This window comes from Syntrophus buswellii (assembly GCF_046097065.1).
In the GTDB taxonomy this organism is placed as follows: domain Bacteria; phylum Desulfobacterota; class Syntrophia; order Syntrophales; family Syntrophaceae; genus Syntrophus; species Syntrophus buswellii.
The window spans coordinates 1220679-1238661 of the sequence record NZ_CP175563.1 but is presented as its reverse complement, the minus strand read 5'-3'; the positions used below and the strand labels follow the sequence as shown (position 1 = coordinate 1238661).

17 protein-coding genes are annotated in these 17983 nt (G+C 59.0%); 11 read left to right on the top strand and 6 right to left on the bottom strand.

The window, feature by feature from the left end; genetic code table 11:
* Window positions 1–15: 15 nt before the first annotated feature.
* Window positions 16–1260: a class I SAM-dependent RNA methyltransferase gene (locus tag ACJ77P_RS05585; RefSeq protein WP_408999228.1), complete on the bottom strand. Its 1245-nt coding sequence runs from the start codon at window positions 1258–1260 to the stop codon at window positions 16–18.
* 74 nt (window positions 1261–1334) lie between these two features.
* Window positions 1335–1520, bottom strand: coding sequence for a hypothetical protein (locus tag ACJ77P_RS05580; RefSeq protein WP_408999227.1), 186 nt, complete (start codon window positions 1518–1520; stop codon window positions 1335–1337).
* Here ACJ77P_RS05580 and ACJ77P_RS05575 point away from each other — a divergent pair.
* The 4 genes from ACJ77P_RS05575 to ACJ77P_RS05560 all read left to right on the top strand — a co-directional run bounded on the left by ACJ77P_RS05575 (window position 1519) and on the right by ACJ77P_RS05560 (window position 4680).
* On the top strand, window positions 1519–2682 hold the full coding sequence (locus ACJ77P_RS05575) for a TraB/GumN family protein (RefSeq protein ID WP_367360817.1): 1164 nt from the start codon (window positions 1519–1521) through the stop codon (window positions 2680–2682). The two genes, ACJ77P_RS05580 and ACJ77P_RS05575, sit on opposite strands and share 2 nt — an antisense overlap.
* A gap of 22 nt (window positions 2683–2704) precedes the next feature.
* Window positions 2705–3550, top strand: a complete 846-nt coding sequence (locus ACJ77P_RS05570) for a rhomboid family intramembrane serine protease (protein ID WP_408999226.1) — start codon at window positions 2705–2707, stop codon at window positions 3548–3550.
* Between the two features lie 110 nt (window positions 3551–3660).
* Window positions 3661–4086, top strand: a complete 426-nt coding sequence (locus tag ACJ77P_RS05565; protein ID WP_367360815.1) for a DUF3568 family protein — start codon at window positions 3661–3663, stop codon at window positions 4084–4086.
* Between the two features lie 72 nt (window positions 4087–4158).
* Window positions 4159–4680 carry a LuxR family transcriptional regulator gene (locus ACJ77P_RS05560; RefSeq protein WP_367360814.1) on the top strand — a complete coding sequence of 174 codons (522 nt, stop codon included), beginning with the start codon at window positions 4159–4161 and terminating at the stop codon, window positions 4678–4680.
* A 130-nt stretch (window positions 4681–4810) separates the two neighbouring features.
* On the opposite strand, the gene ACJ77P_RS05555 is transcribed toward ACJ77P_RS05560, so the two are convergent.
* Window positions 4811–5677 (bottom strand): EamA family transporter, encoded by an 867-nt coding sequence (locus ACJ77P_RS05555; protein WP_408999225.1) that lies wholly within the window; start codon window positions 5675–5677, stop codon window positions 4811–4813.
* Window positions 5678–5696: 19 nt separating this feature from the next.
* Window positions 5697–6164, bottom strand: a complete 468-nt coding sequence (gene bcp / locus ACJ77P_RS05550; RefSeq protein ID WP_367360812.1) for a thioredoxin-dependent thiol peroxidase — start codon at window positions 6162–6164, stop codon at window positions 5697–5699.
* A gap of 229 nt (window positions 6165–6393) precedes the next feature.
* Here bcp and ACJ77P_RS05545 point away from each other — a divergent pair, with 229 nt between their 5' ends.
* A complete protein-coding gene (locus ACJ77P_RS05545; RefSeq protein ID WP_408999224.1) occupies window positions 6394–7281 on the top strand; it encodes a patatin-like phospholipase family protein in 888 nt (295 codons plus the stop codon).
* A gap of 7 nt (window positions 7282–7288) precedes the next feature.
* On the opposite strand, the gene ACJ77P_RS05540 is transcribed toward ACJ77P_RS05545, so the two are convergent.
* The gene (locus ACJ77P_RS05540) at window positions 7289–10897 is read right to left on the bottom strand and encodes a PocR ligand-binding domain-containing protein (RefSeq protein ID WP_408999223.1); all 3609 of its coding nucleotides are present in this window, start codon (window positions 10895–10897) and stop codon (window positions 7289–7291) included.
* Window positions 10898–11226: 329 nt separating this feature from the next.
* Entirely contained in the window at window positions 11227–12420 is a 1194-nt protein-coding gene (locus ACJ77P_RS05535) for a class I SAM-dependent rRNA methyltransferase (RefSeq protein ID WP_408999222.1), read from the bottom strand.
* Window positions 12421–12680: 260 nt separating this feature from the next.
* Here ACJ77P_RS05535 and ACJ77P_RS05530 point away from each other — a divergent pair, with 260 nt between their 5' ends.
* The 6 genes from ACJ77P_RS05530 to ACJ77P_RS05505 all read left to right on the top strand — a co-directional run bounded on the left by ACJ77P_RS05530 (window position 12681) and on the right by ACJ77P_RS05505 (window position 17953).
* Complete coding sequence (locus ACJ77P_RS05530; protein WP_367360808.1) at window positions 12681–13754, top strand: mannose-1-phosphate guanylyltransferase; 1074 nt, start codon at window positions 12681–12683, stop codon at window positions 13752–13754.
* Between the two features lie 260 nt (window positions 13755–14014).
* Window positions 14015–14626 (top strand): nucleoside triphosphate pyrophosphatase, encoded by a 612-nt coding sequence (locus ACJ77P_RS05525; protein ID WP_367360807.1) that lies wholly within the window; start codon window positions 14015–14017, stop codon window positions 14624–14626.
* Window positions 14616–15317, top strand: coding sequence for a YggS family pyridoxal phosphate-dependent enzyme (locus ACJ77P_RS05520; RefSeq protein WP_408999221.1), 702 nt, complete (start codon window positions 14616–14618; stop codon window positions 15315–15317). Before ACJ77P_RS05525 ends, ACJ77P_RS05520 begins: the two co-directional genes overlap by 11 nt.
* A gap of 59 nt (window positions 15318–15376) precedes the next feature.
* The gene (locus tag ACJ77P_RS05515; protein ID WP_367360805.1) at window positions 15377–16573 is read left to right on the top strand and encodes an aspartate aminotransferase family protein; all 1197 of its coding nucleotides are present in this window, start codon (window positions 15377–15379) and stop codon (window positions 16571–16573) included.
* A 4-nt stretch (window positions 16574–16577) separates the two neighbouring features.
* Complete coding sequence (locus ACJ77P_RS05510) at window positions 16578–16964, top strand: DUF2784 domain-containing protein (protein WP_367360804.1); 387 nt, start codon at window positions 16578–16580, stop codon at window positions 16962–16964.
* Window positions 16965–17092: 128 nt separating this feature from the next.
* Window positions 17093–17953: a damage-control phosphatase ARMT1 family protein gene (locus ACJ77P_RS05505; protein WP_408999220.1), complete on the top strand. Its 861-nt coding sequence runs from the start codon at window positions 17093–17095 to the stop codon at window positions 17951–17953.
* Window positions 17954–17983 lie beyond the last annotated feature (30 nt).

Genomic DNA, 17983 nt, shown 5'->3' with positions numbered 1-17983 from the left:
CTTTTTCCCTCGGCCTCACCTCTCCAGAATGCCTACAACCTCGATATGTTTTGTCTGGGGAAACATGTCCATGGGTTGCAGCTCCGTCAACCGATAGCCGCCGTCGAGAAGACGGCGCATATCCCGGGCCTGGGTGGCGGGGTTGCAGGAAATATAGACGATCCGCAAAGGGTTCAGGCCAAGGAGACCGTCGAGGACATCCGGGCTGCAGCCGATTCGCGGAGGGTCCAGAACGGCGATATCGACCGTGTTTTTTCTTTCCAGGAAAAAGGCCCTTAACCATTCGCCGACGTCGCCGGCGAAGAACTCCCCGTTCGGCACGCCCTCTTCCCGGAGATTCTCTTCGGCGCAGCGGATGGCCTCCCGGTCCGCTTCCACCCCGAAGAGCCGCTCCACCCGCGGCGCCAGAAAAAGGGAGAAGAGGCCGGAACCGCAGTAGGCATCCAGGAGCGTTTCGGCTCCCGAAGGCGCACTGGCCTGGACCACCGCATCAACCATCGTGTCCACAAGGGTTGAGTTGGCCTGAAAAAATCCCGTAGCAGGCACACGCAGGATCTTTCCCTTGACGGAACGTAAGACCCGATTCCCGGGGGCCTGGGAGCGGCCGAATCCGGGGATTGCCTCTTCCGCACCGGACCACAGGGTTACCCTTTCCTCCTGCCTCCCGCCTCTGCCGGAGGGGGGAGAAGAATTCTCCAGGTCCTTCCGCAGCGTTGCCAGGGAGCGGTTGATGGACTCGTCGACAATTTCACACCGCGTCACCGGAACGATCCGGCTGTCCGCCGCCTCCTTGTAACCGACCAGGGGGGGCCTTCCCGGTGCGAGGCGGACATGGAAGTCCGCTTTGCACCGATAGCCATAAGGCATCGGTGAAGGGATGGGTTCACGCACGGGGGGATCCGGCACCCTTCCGAGCCGCACGAAGGTTTCCGCAACCTGCCGCCTTTTAATTTCCAGCTGGTGGCCGTAGGCGATGTGCTGATACTGGCAGCCTCCGCAGCGCCCGTAATAAGAGCATGCGGCAGCGGTCCGGAAGGGCGACGGCTCCAACATCCGGCATATGCGCCCTGTGGCGTACGCCCGCCGCACAGAGGCAATTTCAATCTCAACCGTGTCCCCATCCGCGGCGAAGGGAACAAAGATGACCAGGCGGCCGACCCTGCCGACCCCCAGACCGCCGAAGGCGACGCTGTCTATCGCCACTTCCAGACGGTCCCCGATCCCGATCTTGACCTCCCGGGTTGATTTCCTTCCCTTCAATCGATCCCCCTCATTTTTTTTCAGTCTCTGCGGATTTCAAAGATTTCCCAGGGGACCATGCCGCCATTTCCCCTTCAAAAAAATGGGCTGAAATCTCCGCAAGCCCTTTCCTCAAGCTTGAATTTTGCTTTCTTTTTTACAGGAAAAATCAGAAATCCCGAACCGGCTCCGGAAATGTCCCCCACGGCATTTCCCTTTACAAGCCCATAAAATACTGATAGGAATCTCTGCATGATCACAGAAACAAGAGTAAATACCATGCAGGACCGAAATGTCCATCATTTGTTTACCGGGGGAAAGGAAATCATCCTGGTAGGCACAGCCCACGTGTCTCGGGAAAGCGCGGACCTGGTGGAGCGGGTCATTTCCGAGGAGCATCCGGACACGGTGTGCATTGAGCTGTGCCAGGCCCGTTTTGACGCCCTGAAGAAAAAGGACCAATGGCAGGAAATGGACATTGTGAAGGTCATCAGGGATAAACGGACCTCCCTGCTCCTATCCCAGCTTCTGATGATGTCCTTCCAGAAGAAAATCGCCGAAAAATTCAATATCCATCCCGGCGAGGAAATGCTTAGGGCCATTGCCATGGCGGAAAAGCAGGGGGCAGGCATCGTTCTCGCCGATCGGGAAATCCGGGTAACGCTTCTGCGCACCTGGAGGCGGATGGGGTTCTTCAGCAAAGTCCGGCTGGCCGCGGAAATGTTTCTTTCCCTTTTCATGACGGAGGACATCGATGAACAGGACATCGAAAAGCTCAAGGAGCATGATGTCCTGGACATGACTCTCCGCCAGTTCGGGGAAAAAATGCCGGACCTGAAAACAACGCTGATTGACGAACGGGACCAGTATCTGGCCGCCTCCATTCGCTCCGCCGGCGGGGACAAGGTGGTCGCCGTCGTCGGCGCCGGTCACATTCCGGGCATTGTCCGCACTCTCGAGCAGAATCAGGAGGTCGACAAGGAGGCCATTTCGGTGATTCCTCCTCCCGGCCTCTGGGGCCAGGTGTTCGCCTGGGGATTTTCCCTGGGAATCGTAGGGATCTTTATCGCCGGATTTTTCAGTTCCGGCTTTTCAGCCAGCATGGCCATGATTTTTTCCTGGTCGGCCATCACGGCGGTCTGTGCGGCAGCGGGGGCGCTTCTTCTCCTGGCCCATCCCTTGACCATCGCCGCAGCCGCCTGTTCGGCACCCATCGCCACCCTTCACCCCCTGATCGCCACGGGCTGGGTTGCAGGCCTGACCGAGGCAACGATCCGCAAACCGAAGGTCAAGGACTTTTTGAGCCTGAAGGATGACATCCTCTCCGTTCGAGGATTTCTGAAGAACAAGATCACCCGCATCCTTCTTCTGATCGCCATCGTGAACCTGACGACCTCCATTGGTACGTTCGCCGCCATACCGGTCATGATGAGATACTTTTAACGGATCTTCCTGTTGGCAGGCCATGGTTTCTTCCGGAAAAACTTCCCTTCTCTGTCCCCGCTGCCGCAAGCTCATCAGTGCTGATGAGCCCCAGTGCCCGCACTGCGGATTGAGAAGTCCGGGATCACGCTGGCTTTCCGGATTTGTGTGGCGGCTCAACAGCGGAAGCCTCGACCCGATTCGCATCCTGATTTACTTAAACGCAGCGTTTTACCTGCTTTCACTCCTTCTGAACCTGTCCGGTACGCGAATATCCTCTAATCCCCTGGCCCTTCTTTCCCCATCCAACAGCAGCCTTTTTTCCCTGGGCGCGACAGGGGCCATCCCGATCGCCCAGTACGGGCGCTGGTGGACCCTGATCTCAGCCTCTTTTCTTCATGGAGGCATTCTCCACATTTTCTTCAACATGGCCGCTCTTTCCCAGCTTGGCTATTTCGTCCTTCGAGAATACGGATTTAACCGCTTTATCCTGATTTACGTCGCTTCGGGCATCGCCGGCTTTCTGATTTCGAGCCTGGTGGGGGTCATTTTTACTATCGGCGCCTCCGCCAGTCTGTGCGGCCTGATCGGAGCGATCCTGTTCTACGGCAAAAGCCGCGGGGGGTTTTACGGCGAGGCGATTTACCGTCAGTCTCTCGGCTGGATCGTGGGGCTGGTGATCTTCGGCCTGCTGGTGCCGGGCATCAACAACTGGGCGCACGGCGGAGGTCTCGTCGCCGGCATTCTCCTGGGATTTTTTCTGGGATATGAAGACCAGTCCGAGGAGAAGCCTCTCCATCAAGTCCTGGGAACCGGCTGCATCTTTCTGACGGCATTGATCCTCTTCTGGGCGGCCCTTCATTCCCTCTTCGCCTTTTTTGTCTCATAACCTGTAATTCTTATTGACTTAATCTCTGCTTGTTTATATGGAAAACCCATGTTCAGGAAAAAGAACCGGCACCTGGATCAGCAATAACAAAGACAAGGAGAAGACCCTTTATGCATGTGTTCAGATATTACGGACTTACCGTCGCGCTGTCGAGCCTGCTGTTCCTTTCCGGCTGTGATACCGCCGTAGTAACCAATGGAAATATCATGGGCATCCAGTCCGGCCAGTTTCTCTATACAAACGGCTACCTGCAGGCAGACTATCTCACGAACCTCGACAGCGTCTGGCAGGCCTGCGAACAGACCCTTCAGGACCTCAAGGCGACAAACATACGCAAGGACCGCAAAATCGCATCGGGAACTCTGAAGGCAGACGTCTATGACGACAAGATTGTTATAGAAATTGTCTACTCGGAAAGGGACAGGGTCACCGTTTCCGTGCTGGCAGGCATAGGCGGCAGCCAGCTGGCGGCACGGCTCATCCACGAGAGAATCGGGAAGGCGCTGCATGCAATGGGGGCAATCAAATCCTCATAAGGACTCGGTGCCTTCTTTAATCCACCCGATGATCACGAGACCACACTATTAAAAAAAGAGGGGACAAACACCATGGCTAAAGAAAATCAGGGGTCAATCGCAACCAGGGGCGAGCAGCTCCTAGAGGACCAAATCGACCTGAGCCGGGAAGCCGAGCTGGAAGCCAGCATCCAGCGCCTGGAGGAGTTGAACTCGGCCCTCAAATCCCTGCTTCGACACCGGGATCAGGACAGGCGGGATGTGGAGGAGCGGTTTCTTTCCAACGTCAAGGAGCTCGTCCTTCCCTACATCCAGAAGCTCAAGGAGACGGAGCTCGTCGGCATGCAGGCCACGTACGTGGAAATTGCAGAATCCAATCTCAACGACATCATGTCGCCCTTCCTGCAGAAGATCACCTCGCGATACCGGAACTTTACACCCAAGGAAATTCAGGTCGCCAGCCTGATCAAGGAAGGCAGGCGGACCAAGGAAATCGCCCAGATCCTGGGAATCTCGAAAAGCGCCATCGACCTTCACCGGAACAGCATCCGCAACAAGCTGGGATTGATCAATAAAAAAACAAATCTCCGCTCCTATCTGATGTCTCTTTTCTGATCCTTCCCAAGAACGGGGTGGCGCACGGCACCGTTCCAGGGATGTTCCAGCAGCCACCCCGCAGCTTGCCGCCCGGAAGGATTTGCCCGAAGCCCACATAGCCGGCAGCGCGGCATGGCATGCGGCCAGTTCAGGACTGCCCGATCTTCAGCAGAAAGAGGGACAGGACCGTCATCAGTATTCCCGTCGTATTCAACAGCGTCAGTTTTTCCCGGTAGACCAGGGCGGCAAGAACATTGGCCAGGACGAAATTCATCCCCACCACGGGAACGATGATAGACAGGGGACCTGTTTTCATGGCCGAAAGCAGGGTAAAAAAAGCCGCAAAATTGAGCAGCCCCACCGCGAAGCCGATCAAAAGGGCTTCTCCATAGTTCTTATTCGCCCCTCCCTTTTCAAATGGCCTCTGAAGCCCCAGGGAAAAGAGCATGCTGAGAGAGTAGGTCAAGGCAATGAAGGCCATGGTATTGGTGTACAGCGCGGCGAATTTGCTGGAAACCGCCGCCACGGCGCCCGTCAGGACGGCCATGACGATCAGAAAATACCCCTTGCGGGCATGCCGGTTTTCCTTTTGCTCCTCCTTGGAGAAGCGTGTCAGAGTGAGGATGACGCCGATGGCGAGAGCGATGCCGGCAGTCTGATACCCGTTCAGAGAATCCCTGAAATAGACCACGGAGAAGATGACCACCAGCACGGCGCTCATCCGGGTCATCGGATAGACGATCGTCGTGGGCAGATAGCGGAGCGCCTCAATGGTCACGACCGTATCGACAAAAAATGTCAGGCTGTTGATGAGGGCAAGGGCCAGCAGCCAGTTCAGGTTTTTCAGGGCTTCATCGGAGGAGAACCACCAGATCGAACTGAGAATTGCCACGGTGCCCATGAAGGACAGGGTGGTCCAGGCGGTATTGCAGTTCCGCTGCGCCGACACCTTGTAGAGGAAGCGCTGGATCCCGTAGAGGACGAAACAGACCATCGTCAGGAAAAACCAGTTCATGAGTCTTCCCCGGCCCGTTTCACGAAATCCCGAGAGCTCCCAGCGCCTTGGGAACCGTGTTCCCGGGGCTTACCTTGTACCAGGCCTCCAGGATCCGGCCGTCCTCATCAATCAGGAAGGATGAGCGGAGAATTCCGAAATATTTTTTTCCATAGAGAGATTTCTCACCCCAGACGCCATAGGCCTCCGCCACGGAGTGGTCCGGGTCCGACAGCAGAGGAAAGGACAGTTGAAGCTTGTCGCTGAACTTTTTTTGCAGGGCTGTTGAATCGGGGCTGATGCCCAGGGCGTCCACCCCGATTTCCTTCATTGCGGAGAGGGCATCCCTCACGGCCTCCGTCTGCCTGGTGCAACCGGAGGTTCCGGCCTTGGGGTAGAAATACAACAAGAGTTTTCTGCCCTTGAAACCGTCGAGCGTTACCGTTTTTCCGAACTGGTCGATCAGGGCGAAGCCGGGCGCCTGATCCCCTCCCTTCAATTTGTCCACCTGGCACCTCCTGAAAAGTTTCCGGTCCCGCTTTCCTTCGGCGTTCGCATCCGCATCCTCCCGTTCCGGCGGAAGAGCGGAACTTGAGAGCCACAACACCTTGGTTACTCTAGTATGACCTCCCGTGTTTTTCAACATCAGATACAAAGAAATCATCGACAAAGGGAAAATATTTCTGTAGGTTTTCTCCCGGCTGTGGCCTTTTATCAAGGAAGGGACGGAAAAAGAGATGAAAAGCAAAAGGTTCCTTTACGCCTGGATATGGATCGTCTGCATACTGCCCCTGGCGGGATGCCTGCCGAAGGAAATTCCCCCTCCACCCAGGCCCGCCACCATTGCCGTCGTGCTGGGGGCCGGCGCATCCCGGGGGTTCGCCCACGTGGGTGTCCTCAAGGTTCTGGAGAGCAGGAAGATTCCCATCTCCCTGATCGTCGGAACGAGCGCGGGAAGTTTCGTCGGATCCCTCTATGCTTCCGGAATGAGCACCTTTGAACTGCAGCGGATTGCCCTGACCCTGGAAAAAAATGACGTGGCCGATCTGATTTTCCCCGACAACGGCTTCATTCGCGGAGAAAAGCTTGAAAGCTACGTTAACCGCTCGGTCCGCCAAACATCCATCGAAAAGCTGGCGATTCCCTTTCGGGCGGTGGCAACGAACCTTCAGGACGGCTCGGAAATCGTTTTCGGGTCGGGAAACACGGGAAGGGCCGTCCGGGCAAGCTGCTCCATTCCCGGCATCTTTCAGCCGGTATGGATCGGGGGGAAGCCTTACGTCGACGGGGGCGTTGTAAGCCCCGTTCCCGTTCTGGCCGCGAAGCGGTCGGGCGCCGATGTCGTCATCGCCGTGGACATCTCCGCGGGGGTGGGGGGAGCGGTCCCCCGGGGGATAATGGACACGATCCTCCAGTCCATCGACATCATGTACAACAAGATGGCGGCGTCCCAGATCGCCTATGCCGACGTGGTCATTGCCCCCAGGGTGAGCTATATCGGCTCAGGCGACTTCGATAAGCGCCATGAGGCCATCCTCGAAGGCGAAAAGGCGGCTACCCTGGCTCTGCCCCGCATTCAGCAGATTCTGGCCCGGCTTCGCCAGGAGGGAAGGCTGCCCCGGTAATCTGACATCAGCCCAGCGCGCTTTTCAGCACACGGCTCAGATTCGCCACGCTGTAAGGCTTTTGAATAAAGCCGGCCAGTCCCTTTCCCGCGAAGCGCTGCGTCACTTCCTGTTCATTGAAGCCGCTGGACAGGATCACGGGCAAATCGTCCTGCAGATTGCGCAGTTCCTGGAAAGTCTCCTCGCCGCCCATCTCGGGCATCATGAGATCAAGGAGCACACAGGCGATCTCTCCTCTGTGGGTGCGGAACACCTGCAGGCCCTCACGGCCATTGACCGCGGTCAGGACTTCAAAGCCCAGCTTTTCCAGCATCGCCGATGCCACGGCCATGACAAAGGGGTCGTCGTCAATGACCAGGACGGTGCCCCCACCCTTCAGCGGCTCGCCCTGCTCCACCGTCCCCTGAACCGCGCCCGACTCCCGTGTTGCGGCAGGCAGCAGGATCCGGAAGGTTGTCCCCTTCCCCACCTCGCTGGAAACCTTGATGACTCCCCGATGGCCGCGCACGATGCCGAGCACCGCCGCCAGTCCCAGCCCCCTGCCGACGAACTTCGTGGTGAAGAAGGGATCAAAAATCTTTCCCTGGGTTGCGGAATCCATCCCGCATCCCGTATCCGACACCTCGATGTAGACATAGAGCCCCCCGGGGGGGTGATCGGGCAGATAGCTTTCGGACAGGTAGGCCTCATCACACTCAAGGCACCCCGTCGTAACCGTAATGACGCCTCCCGCACCTCCCAGGGCATCGGATGCGTTCGTAATCAAATTCATGATCACCTGACGGATCTGCGTTACATCCGACTCCACCTCCGGGAGATGATCAGCAAGGACATAGCGCACCGCCGATTTCTTGGACACCGAGACATCGAGTATTTTTCCCATTTCCCGGACGACTTCAGAGAGGTCGCAGCGGCTGACCACGAAGCGCCCTTTTCCGAAATAGGCGAGCATCTGCCGGCACAGATCCGCCGCCCGGTGCGAGGCCCGCATGATCTCCTCAATGTGCTGGCAGACGGGGGACGCCGGAGAGAGCGCGAGAAGGGCCAGGTCGGCGTACCCGAGGATGGCCATGAGCAGGTTGTTGAAATCGTGGGCAATTCCTCCTGCAAGGACGCCCAGGCTCTCGAGTTTCTGAACTTCCCGCATATGGGCATCAAACCTGAGGCGCTCCTCCTCCATCTGCTTCCGCTCCGTCAGATCGTTGAAGACGGCAAGGGTCTTGTTACCCATGAACGTTCGAAACAGCTCGATATTCCGAACGGATCCATCCCGGCACGTCACGTCCATCTCAATGCCGCAGGTGCTGCTTTCAAGCCTGTCAACCGTCCTTCGCAGACGCTCCACCGTCCTGCTCCGGTAGAGCGGATCGGGAAAGGCGCAGCGGAACCATTTCCCCAAGGTGGGAATGTCGTCGATCGTATAGCCGAACTTCTCGCTGAATTTCGGGTTGACGTACTCGACCCGCCCGTTCCTGTTCGCAAAGCCGATGGGCAGCGGAGAAGACTCCACCACCATCCGGAACCGTGCCTCGCTTTCAAGAAGCGCCTCCTCGGCCTGCTTGAGCTCGGTGATGTCCTGCACCGTCCCGATGCCTTTCAGGGGACGGCCTTCCGGATCAAATTCGTTCCGGCCGATTTCATGGACCCACTTGATCCGCCCGTCCTTCATCAACAGCCGGTGAGAGATTTCGTAGGCGGCCCTGTCCTCCACGCATTCGGCAAAAAGGTGTTGGACCATCTCCCGGTCGTCGGGATGGATTTGCTTCAGGAAAGCCTCGAACGAAGCGTCAAACTCGTCGGGGTCGATTTCAAAGATCTCATAAGTACCGTCGGACCATTGCAGGGTGTTTGTGATCAGATCCAGCTCCCAGTTTCCCAGTCGCGCGATATGCTGCGCCTCTCGGAGCTTTCTTTCGCTTTTCCTCAGTGCATCCTCTACCCGCTTGCGTTCCGTTATGAAGCGCGCCTGCTGGATGTTCTGATAGGCTGTCGTTGAAAGCTGGTTGGCAAGGGCAAACAGGGCGTGGGCGATCTGCTCGAACTTCTCCTGCGGCATGAAGGGCACCTGGCGATAGGCCTCGCAGAATTCCTTCTCGTCGAGACCCAGTTCGCGGCAGTATTCAAGGATTTTCTCTTCGTCCTGTCTTTCGTTGCGGACCTGACCGATCAGCCAGCTGGCGATGTGGCGGCCGCCGACGGTGATGCTGGCGCCTGCACCGCACAGCCCGGCGCTCAGGCAGGTCTGAACAACCGGTCCGGAGGGATCATACCTTCCGAGCGTCGCATCGGATATCATACATTTTCGTTTCCCCTTTTCGGTACTCCGGATGAACGTGCTGCAGAACCTGGTGAAGCTGCTCGGTTTCGTAATGGCCGTTCCGTCGGGACGTGTGATCAGCGCCGAAACGCCCCAGGTTTCCGCAAGAAGATCCTGAAGTCGTTGAAGGTCCGAAAGGTTAAAGAGGTCCTCGAAGGCGACGGTTCCGATATTTTCCAGGGGCTCCGTCAACGCGACGATTCGCCTTTCCAGCGCGTCCTCGGCCTGCTTGCGCCTGCTGATGTCCCGGCAGACGGCCAGAACGACTTTTGACCCGGCCAATTCGAGATGCTGCAGGGACACTTCCATCGGGATCAACGTTCCGTCCCGCTTCCGGTTCAGAGTCTCAAAGAGAACGTAGCCTTTCCGCCTGAGCGCCTTCATCCGCTCGTCATGTTCCGCCACCGCAGAAATGTCGATGTCCAGCGGCCTCATGGCCATAAGCTCCTCGCGGCTGTAGCCCAGGGTCTCCAGGGCGGCCTTGTTTGCATCCAGAAGGCGCTCTTCCTGGTCGAAGAGGTAAATGGCATCCTTGGCGAGATGGAACACGGCATGGAATTTCTCTTCGCTGCGCCTCAGGGCCGACTCCACCTGTTTTTGCGTCACGATTTCCCCTATGACCCTGGCGGTGGTAGCAAGGCGTTTCCTTGCAAGCTCAATCATCAGGGACGGACGGGGTTCACAGGCTTCCGCCTGCCGGCGGAGCTCCTCCAGGGGAACTCCGTAAGCCTCCGCCAGGTCGCGCAGTTTTTCCCCGTCGCGGGGAGGATCGCCATAGCCGATGGCGAGGCTTCCAACCACTTCGTCGCCGGCAAAGACCGGAACGGCAAAAATCCGGATTCCTCCACGGCAGGGCAGCTCCACGGGCTGTTTTGTTTCAATGGAGACAAGGGCAGCATCATTCCGGCAGGATTCGAAACAGGGCCCCTCGCCGGACGCCATGGCCTTCCGGCTGTCCGCTGCCCCGCAGAGCCGCCTCGATGCCTGATTCAGAAACCGGCACCAGTTGGAGGAGATGAACTTCAGCGCACAATCGCCGTTTTTTTCACAGACGGTAACGGAGGTGTCAACGAGACAGGCCAGGTCTTCGACAAGCTCGGAAAGGAGAGATTCGCCGACGAGGTCACGAATGTATCTGGAGTCCTTCAGAAAGACCAGATCGTCATAGGCCGGGATCGGTTCTTCCCGCGGCCCGGACCGGACGGCTCCCCCCGTCGAGATCCCGTTCAGTATTCCCTTGAGAGGCTGAACTGTATCTTCTTTTCCCTTCAGATTCCACACAGGCATCTTGCCGGCCATTCCGCACTCCTCAATCCATGCTTTCCGCTCGGTACTCCGGGGCGAACCTCTTTCGCCAATAGTCAGACCGGCCGGCTTCCATCCCGAAGGGGATAAAACGTTACAGAAAAAGGAGGAAAAGGAGGCTGCTTCTTGATTCCCGCGGCTCTTTTCCTCCACGTCTATATGGAAGGAACATTTTTCCTAAGGTATGGAAGTATAAAGATAAACGCTAATGGATGTCAACAAAAAAGGAGGAGCGCCCCCGGGAGGGAAACATCCCGTCAGAAGGGAAGTCCATTCTCTAATGAGGCGGTAAAGATCATTTTCAAATGCGGGTGATGGATGGTTCAGGGAAAAACCCTCAGGAGCAGGCCTTTGAGATAGCGCCCTTCCAGATGGGCAAGGCTCGTGGGATGGTCGGGACCGGGCCCGAGCACCTTCAGCAGCTGGACCTGTCTGCCCGCATCGCGGGCGGCGCCGAGCACGACCTTCTGAAAGAGCGCCTCATCCATGAAGTTCGAGCAGGAGAACGTCCACAGCAGCCCTCCGCCGCGAAGACGCTTCATGGCCTGGAGGTTGATGTCCTTGTATCCCCGCGCGGAACGGGCGACATCCTTGCGGGATTTGGCAAAGGCCGGAGGATCCAGGATGACGGCATCGAAAATCTCTTCCGTTTCCCGCAGCCATGAAAAGACATCCGCCCGAATCACCGGGTGCCGGTCCGGCGAAAAACCGTTTTTCTCCAGGTGAAAGCGCGCCATGGCATTGGCCCCTTCCGAAACATCGACGGAAATCACCTGCCGGGCTCCGCCCCCGGCGGCATAAACGGAGAAGGCCCCCGTATAGGAGAAGCAGTTCAGCACCTTGAGCCCCCGGCAAAGGGAGGCCACCCCTTCCCTGTTCGGCCTCTGATCCAGGAAAAACCCCGTCTTCTGCCCGCCGACCGCGTCCACTTCAAAGAAAAGGCCATTTTCCCTGACGGGGATCCGTCTGTCCGCCTCCATGCCGCCGTAAATCCAGCCGCTGCGCTCCTCAAGGCCCTCCAGCTTCCTGGCCCGGCCCTCGCTGCGCTCATAGATTCCCGCAGGATGGAAAAGTTCATGCAGCCCATCCAGCAGGTGATGACGATTCTTCTCCATGCCCGCCGTGGCCATCGAGCAGACCAGGTAATTCTCGTACTGGTCCACGATCAGGCCGGGCATCAGGTCCCCCTCGGCATTGACAAGACGGCAGGCCGTCGTATCCCGGGGAATGATCTGACGCCGCAGATCGGCGGCAAACCGGAGCCTTTCCCGCCAGAAGCAGGCATCCAGCCGAAGGCCGGCGTCCGCCGTGAGCAGGCGGAAGCGGATGTCTGAATGGGGGTTGAAAAAACCGAGCCCTAACGGCCTTTGTGCGAAATCCACTGCGGCCACGATGTCTCCCGGTCCGGGACGCCCTTCAACGGAAGCCACGGCCCCGGAAAAAAGCCAGGGATGGCCGTTCAGAAGAGACTTTTCCCGTCCGGGTTTGAGAAAGAGGCGGGGATAGAACGTTTTCATGGGAAATTCGGAACCCTCAGCGCTGAAGTTCCCCTGAATCTATCGATTTGCGGAAGAAAATACAAGCCCCATTGTGCGCTTTCACATCCACGACGGCGTTCCGCCCCGGCATCGCCGGCAATCTGCCGGTGTGGTACATCAATGCTTCTCCTTCCGGCCGCCGGTCCATCCTTTATAAATCACTATGGCGTTGACACGCTGGAGCGTTATCCTATACTCTATCGGCAAAGATCAACGCCTCATCTCAAGGAGAACATCCCATGTATGCCGTTATCATGGCCGGAGGAAAGGGGTCCAGATTCTGGCCGCGAAGCCGCAGGAGCAAACCGAAGCATCTCTTGGACATTGCGGGGCCGGAGACGATCATCCAGGAGACGGTCAAGCGCATCTCTCCCCTGGTCCCCCCGGATCGCACCCTGATCGTTACGGGCGCCACCCATGCCCGGGAGCTGCAGAGGCAGCTCCCGGAGATCCCCCCGGACAATATCCTGGTGGAACCCGTCGGCCGCAATACCGCCCCCTGCATCGGCCTTGCGGCAATCCACATCCGTCGGATCGCCGGAGACGCCGTCATGGCCGTTCTGCCGTCCGACCACCTGATCTCCGACAGCCGTCAATTTCTGGATACCCTGGCCATTGCCGCCGAAGCCGCCGAACGCGAGGACGTCCTGGTGACGATCGGCATCCGTCCGACCGGACCGGAAACGGGCTACGGGTATCTCGAACGGGGAAATCCCGTTGAATCGATAGGGGGCAGACTTCTTTACGATGTCTGGTCGATCCGGGAGAAGCCGCCTCTCGAACAGGCCGCCCTGTTTCTTGAGCAGGGCAACTTTTACTGGAACAGCGGCATGTTCGTCTGGAAGGCCTCTACGATTCTTCAGGCCATGGCGGCCCACCTTCCCGATCTGCACGAGGGGCTGCTCAAAATCGAAGAGGCCCTGGGGACGGGGGAGTATGAATCCGTGCTGAAAGAGGTTTACGGAGAGGCCCCTTCCGTTTCCATCGATTACGGCGTGATGGAAAAGGCGGACAAGGTCCTGCTGATTCCCGGCGACTTCGGCTGGTCGGATGTGGGCAGTTGGGACGCCCTCTGGGAGGTCTCGGAGAAAGACCCGGCCGGAATCGCCTTCCGCGGCCCGGTCGTCGCCGTCGATTCAGCCGATTCCCTCGTCCACAGTCCCCACAAACTGGTCGCCCTGGTAGGCGTCAGGGACCTGATCGTCGTGGAAACCCGGGATGCCCTGTTGATCTGCCGCAGGGGAGAATCCCAGAACGTCAAACGGATCGTTGACATCCTGGAGGAAAGGAACCTGGAGACGTATCTTGAATAGCAGCACGCCGTGGCAGAGCCTCACGGTTCGGCGAAAGCCGGCCTGCCGACCGGGGGAGTATGCCCCCTGATCCGGAAGTTCCGCCACGGGCTTCAGGCCGGCTTGACATCCTCTCCCCAATTTTCTATAAGCGTTCCACGCCCCCCGGGGCGGTGCGTTACAAAGCAGATGGATCGAACAGACTCAGAAGCCTTCAGATCGATTCGAGCTTGCAGCCTCCGTCCATGGCCTGCGAGCGGAAAGGGAGCCGCTTTTTTTTCATGTGTATCCGCCTGACGGAAAAACTCATCCTGGCCTCCGCATCGCCCCGGCGGGCCGAACTCCTCCGTCTCCTGGGTCTTGACTTTGACGTCATCCCCAGCCATATGGATGAAGCCTCGATTCATGGAGAAACGCCGCCTGAGCAGGTTCTGCGCCTTTCCCGGGAAAAAGCCGGCCGAATCGCCGACCTTTTTCCCGAGGCCATGGTGCTCGGGGCGGATACCGTCGTGGTCATTGGCGGCCGGGTGCTGGGCAAGCCGGGCACCGTGGAGGATGCGCGGGAAATGCTCGAAGCGCTCAGCGGCCGGGAGCACATTGTTTTCACCGGCTTTTCGCTGATTTCGCGGCGGTTGGAACTTCAGGTTTCCCAGGTGGTGCAATCCGCCGTCCTTTTCAAGGAAATCCCCGAAGATGAGATCTCCTGGTATGTCCATTCCGAGGAGCCCTATGACAAGGCCGGGGGCTACGCCGTCCAGGGAATGGGGGCTTTTTTCATCCGCGAGATCCGGGGCTCCTACACCAATGTCATGGGCCTTCCGCTCAGTGAAGTCGTGGAGACCTTGAAGGACCTTGGAACCCTCACCTTTTCAGGAGATTCTCATGACCGATGACGGCATAAAAAGCAAGATCCAGATCGTCCGCAGCCGCATTGCCGAGGCGGCGGCCCGGTCCGGCCGCCGGCCCTCAGAGATCCGTCTCATGGCCGTCACCAAGACGGTGGAGGAAAACCGGATCCGGCAGGCCCTTGAGGCCGGCATCGACCTGTGCGGGGAGAATTACATCCAGGAGAGCAGGATCAAGATCGAATCCATCGGACATCCTCCGCAGTGGCACATGATCGGCCATCTCCAGACCAACAAGGCCAAGTACGCCGTCCGGCTTTTCGACATGGTGGAATCCGTGGACCGCTTCGAGCTGGCGGTGGAGCTGGACCGCCGCGCCGGAGGGGCGGGACGGGTGTTGCCGATCCTGATCGAAGTGAACAGCGGCGGAGAGCTGACGAAAAGCGGTATTCCCCCGGAGGAGGCCATCGACCTGATCCGCAGGATCGCGCCCCTGGAGCATCTCGCCATATCGGGATTGATGACCATGCCGCCCTGGTTTGACGATCCTGAGGAGGCCCGGCCCTTCTTTTCCGCCCTGCGGACCCTGCGGGACCGGATTGCGGCGGAGGAATTCGACCGCGTTGCCATGACGGAGCTTTCCATGGGCATGACGGATGATTTCGAAGTGGCCGTTGAGGAAGGCGCCACCATCGTCCGCGTCGGCCGGGGAATCTTCGGGGAGCGCACCGGCCGTTGACCAAAACCGTGTTCTTTCGTTGAAATCGAATTCAGACCAGAAACCAGGAGGAGCCCCCCATGACAACGGAAAAAACCATCCAGGCGGAAGATCGGCGGATGCCGAGCTTTTTCAAAAAAATCCCCGTCTCCATCGAACGCGGAGAAGGGGTTGTCGTGTGGGATGAAGAGGACAGGCGCTTTCTCGATTTCACGGCAGGCTGGGGCGTGACCTGCCTGGGGCATGCCTCCCCGGTCATCTGCCAGGCGCTCCTGGAACAGAGCGGGAAAATTCTCCAGGGCCCCAATTCAGGACTCACCTATTCTCCCGTCCGCGCCCGGCTCCTGTCCCTGATGGCTTCGATCCTGCCGGAAAACCTGACCCGCATCTTCTTCTCCAACAGCGGTGCGGAATCCAACGATGCGGCTATCAAGCTCGCCCGCAAGGTGACGGGAAGGCCGGACATCGTCTCCGCCCTGGCGGGGTTTCATGGCCGCTTGGCCAGCACGGCGTCAGCCACCTCCCAGGCCGCCCGCCGGGAGCCGTCCGCCCCGCCTGCCCCAGGTTCCCGCTTTGTCCCCTATGGCGATATCTCCGCCCTGGAGGCGTGCCTGGACAGCCGGGTGGCGGCGGTCCTCCTGGAGCCGATCCAGAGTGAAGCGGGCGTCCGGATTCCTCCAGATTCCTACCTGAAAGAAGCGGCCCGGCTCTGCCGCGCCAATGGAGCCCTCCTGATCGTCGATGAAGTGACGACGGGATTCTGCCGCACCGGACCGATGTTCGCCATCGAACCGCTGCAGGTTGAAGTCGATTTTCTGACCATGGCCAAGGGCATTGCCGGGGGGTTCCCCTTCGGGGCCTTCGCCCTGACGGAAGCCGTCGCCTCCCGCCTCGAATACGGCGATCACGGCGGCACCTACTGCGGCAATCCCCTGGGGTGCGCCGTGGCCGCCGCGGTCATTTCCCATCTCCTGGAGGCCGACATCTCCGCCAACGTCACGGCGATGGGAGCGCTGGCCATGGCCCGGATGGGGCAATGGAAACATGCCTGGCCGGAGGCCCTTGTGGATGTCCGCGGCCGAGGCCTGCTGCTGGCCATGGAATTCCGGCAGGAGGCCATGGCCGACCGCATTTCCGATGCCTGCCTCGCCCGGGGGCTTTTCGTGCGGCCTACCCAGGGAAACATTCTCCGGATCTTCCCGGCCCTCAACATTCGGAGGGAAGAAATGGAAGAGGGCCTGGCCGTCATCGAGAAGGCCCTGGAAACCTGCCTCTAGAGAGATGATCTACCGAATCCTCGCCGATGCCGTGGTGACCCTCCACTTCGGGTTCATTCTGTTCGTCGTTTTCGGAGGGCTGCTGGCGGTCCGGAGACGCTGGATTCTCCTGCTCCATCTGCCTGCCGCAATCTGGGGCGCCTTGATCGAGTTTCAGGGGTGGCTCTGTCCCCTGACAACCCTTGAATGGAGGCTTCGCCAGGCGGGAGGGGAAGCCGCTTATGGCCGGGGCTTTATCGAACACTACCTCGTCCCCATCGTTTACCCCGACAGGCTTACTCCCGAGCTGCAGGCCGTTCTGGGGGCCGCGGTTCTCCTTATCAACGGGGCCGTGTACGGCTGGCTTTTCCGGCGCCGGAAACGCATGGATGGCGATCGCGGCATCGGGTAGCCCTTTTTCCGGACGCCGTTCGACGGCAGCCGGACAGAAGTTACCTTATTCAGCCCATTCCCCCTTCGCCGGGAATCGCGGGGATGGAACCCTCATCGTGAAGCAGAAAGGAACAGGTTCATCGGCCCATGAAGACATCCCTGGATTGCATCCCCTGCTTTCTTCGGCAGGCATTGGACGTGGCGAGGCTCTCAACGGCGGATGCCTCCATTCACGAGAGGATTCTCCGCGACGTCCTACAGTGGGCCGGTGGGATCAATCTCGATCAGCCGCCCCCACTGCTGGCTCAGCGCATTCACCGCCGCCTGCGCGAACTCACCGGGATGGAAGATCCCTACAGAGCGGCAAAAAACCGCCATAACGCCATGGCCTTGAAAATGCTTCCCCGGCTGAGGGCCGAAATAGCATCGGCATCGGATCCCCTGATCATGGCGGTCCGCCTGTCCATCGCCGGAAACATCATCGACATGGGGGTTAACGGCGGCTTTACCGAAACCGACCTACGGCGCTCTCTCGATGAGGCCCTGACCGAACCTTTCAGCGGAGATACCGACGGATTTCACCGATCCGTTGCACAGGCCGCCAACATCCTCTACCTGGCCGACAACGCCGGTGAAATTGCCTTCGACCGCCTGCTGATCGAACAGCTTCCGGCAGAGAACGTGACCGTGGCCGTGCGGGGCGCACCCGTCATCAACGATGCAACGATGGCCGACGCCCTGGCTTTGGGCCTGCAGGAGATCGCCGAAGTCATCGACAACGGCTCGGATGCCCCGGGCACGGTCCTCGCCGATTGCAGCCGGGAATTCAATCGGCATTTTGACGAGGCCGACCTCATCCTTGCCAAGGGGCAGGGCAACTTCGAAACGCTCAGCGATGAAAACCGGAACATCTATTTTCTTCTCAAGGCCAAATGCCCTGTTATCGCCTCCCACATCGGGCTGCCCATGGGGACTCACATCCTGAAGAGAGTCCGGTCGTCCGGATGATCAGTCTTTGCGAAAGCAGTCTCTGAATGC

What these genes read in the sequence shown, in the direction of transcription:
- ACJ77P_RS05575 (WP_367360817.1), top strand. Translation starts at nt 1,519, where the DNA reads ATGCAGGACCGAAATGTCCATCATTTGTTTACCGGGGGAAAGGAAATC.
- ACJ77P_RS05580 (WP_408999227.1), bottom strand. Translation starts at nt 1,520, where the DNA reads ATGGTATTTACTCTTGTTTCTGTGATCATGCAGAGATTCCTATCAGTA.
- ACJ77P_RS05570 (WP_408999226.1), top strand. Translation starts at nt 2,705, where the DNA reads ATGGTTTCTTCCGGAAAAACTTCCCTTCTCTGTCCCCGCTGCCGCAAG.
- ACJ77P_RS05565 (WP_367360815.1), top strand. Translation starts at nt 3,661, where the DNA reads ATGCATGTGTTCAGATATTACGGACTTACCGTCGCGCTGTCGAGCCTG.
- ACJ77P_RS05560 (WP_367360814.1), top strand. Translation starts at nt 4,159, where the DNA reads ATGGCTAAAGAAAATCAGGGGTCAATCGCAACCAGGGGCGAGCAGCTC.
- ACJ77P_RS05555 (WP_408999225.1), bottom strand. Translation starts at nt 5,677, where the DNA reads ATGAACTGGTTTTTCCTGACGATGGTCTGTTTCGTCCTCTACGGGATC.
- ACJ77P_RS05545 (WP_408999224.1), top strand. Translation starts at nt 6,394, where the DNA reads ATGAAAAGCAAAAGGTTCCTTTACGCCTGGATATGGATCGTCTGCATA.
- ACJ77P_RS05540 (WP_408999223.1), bottom strand. Translation starts at nt 10,897, where the DNA reads ATGGCCGGCAAGATGCCTGTGTGGAATCTGAAGGGAAAAGAAGATACA.
- ACJ77P_RS05535 (WP_408999222.1), bottom strand. Translation starts at nt 12,420, where the DNA reads ATGAAAACGTTCTATCCCCGCCTCTTTCTCAAACCCGGACGGGAAAAG.
- ACJ77P_RS05530 (WP_367360808.1), top strand. Translation starts at nt 12,681, where the DNA reads ATGTATGCCGTTATCATGGCCGGAGGAAAGGGGTCCAGATTCTGGCCG.
- ACJ77P_RS05525 (WP_367360807.1), top strand. Translation starts at nt 14,015, where the DNA reads ATGTGTATCCGCCTGACGGAAAAACTCATCCTGGCCTCCGCATCGCCC.
- ACJ77P_RS05520 (WP_408999221.1), top strand. Translation starts at nt 14,616, where the DNA reads ATGACCGATGACGGCATAAAAAGCAAGATCCAGATCGTCCGCAGCCGC.
- ACJ77P_RS05515 (WP_367360805.1), top strand. Translation starts at nt 15,377, where the DNA reads ATGACAACGGAAAAAACCATCCAGGCGGAAGATCGGCGGATGCCGAGC.
- ACJ77P_RS05510 (WP_367360804.1), top strand. Translation starts at nt 16,578, where the DNA reads ATGATCTACCGAATCCTCGCCGATGCCGTGGTGACCCTCCACTTCGGG.
- ACJ77P_RS05505 (WP_408999220.1), top strand. Translation starts at nt 17,093, where the DNA reads ATGAAGACATCCCTGGATTGCATCCCCTGCTTTCTTCGGCAGGCATTG.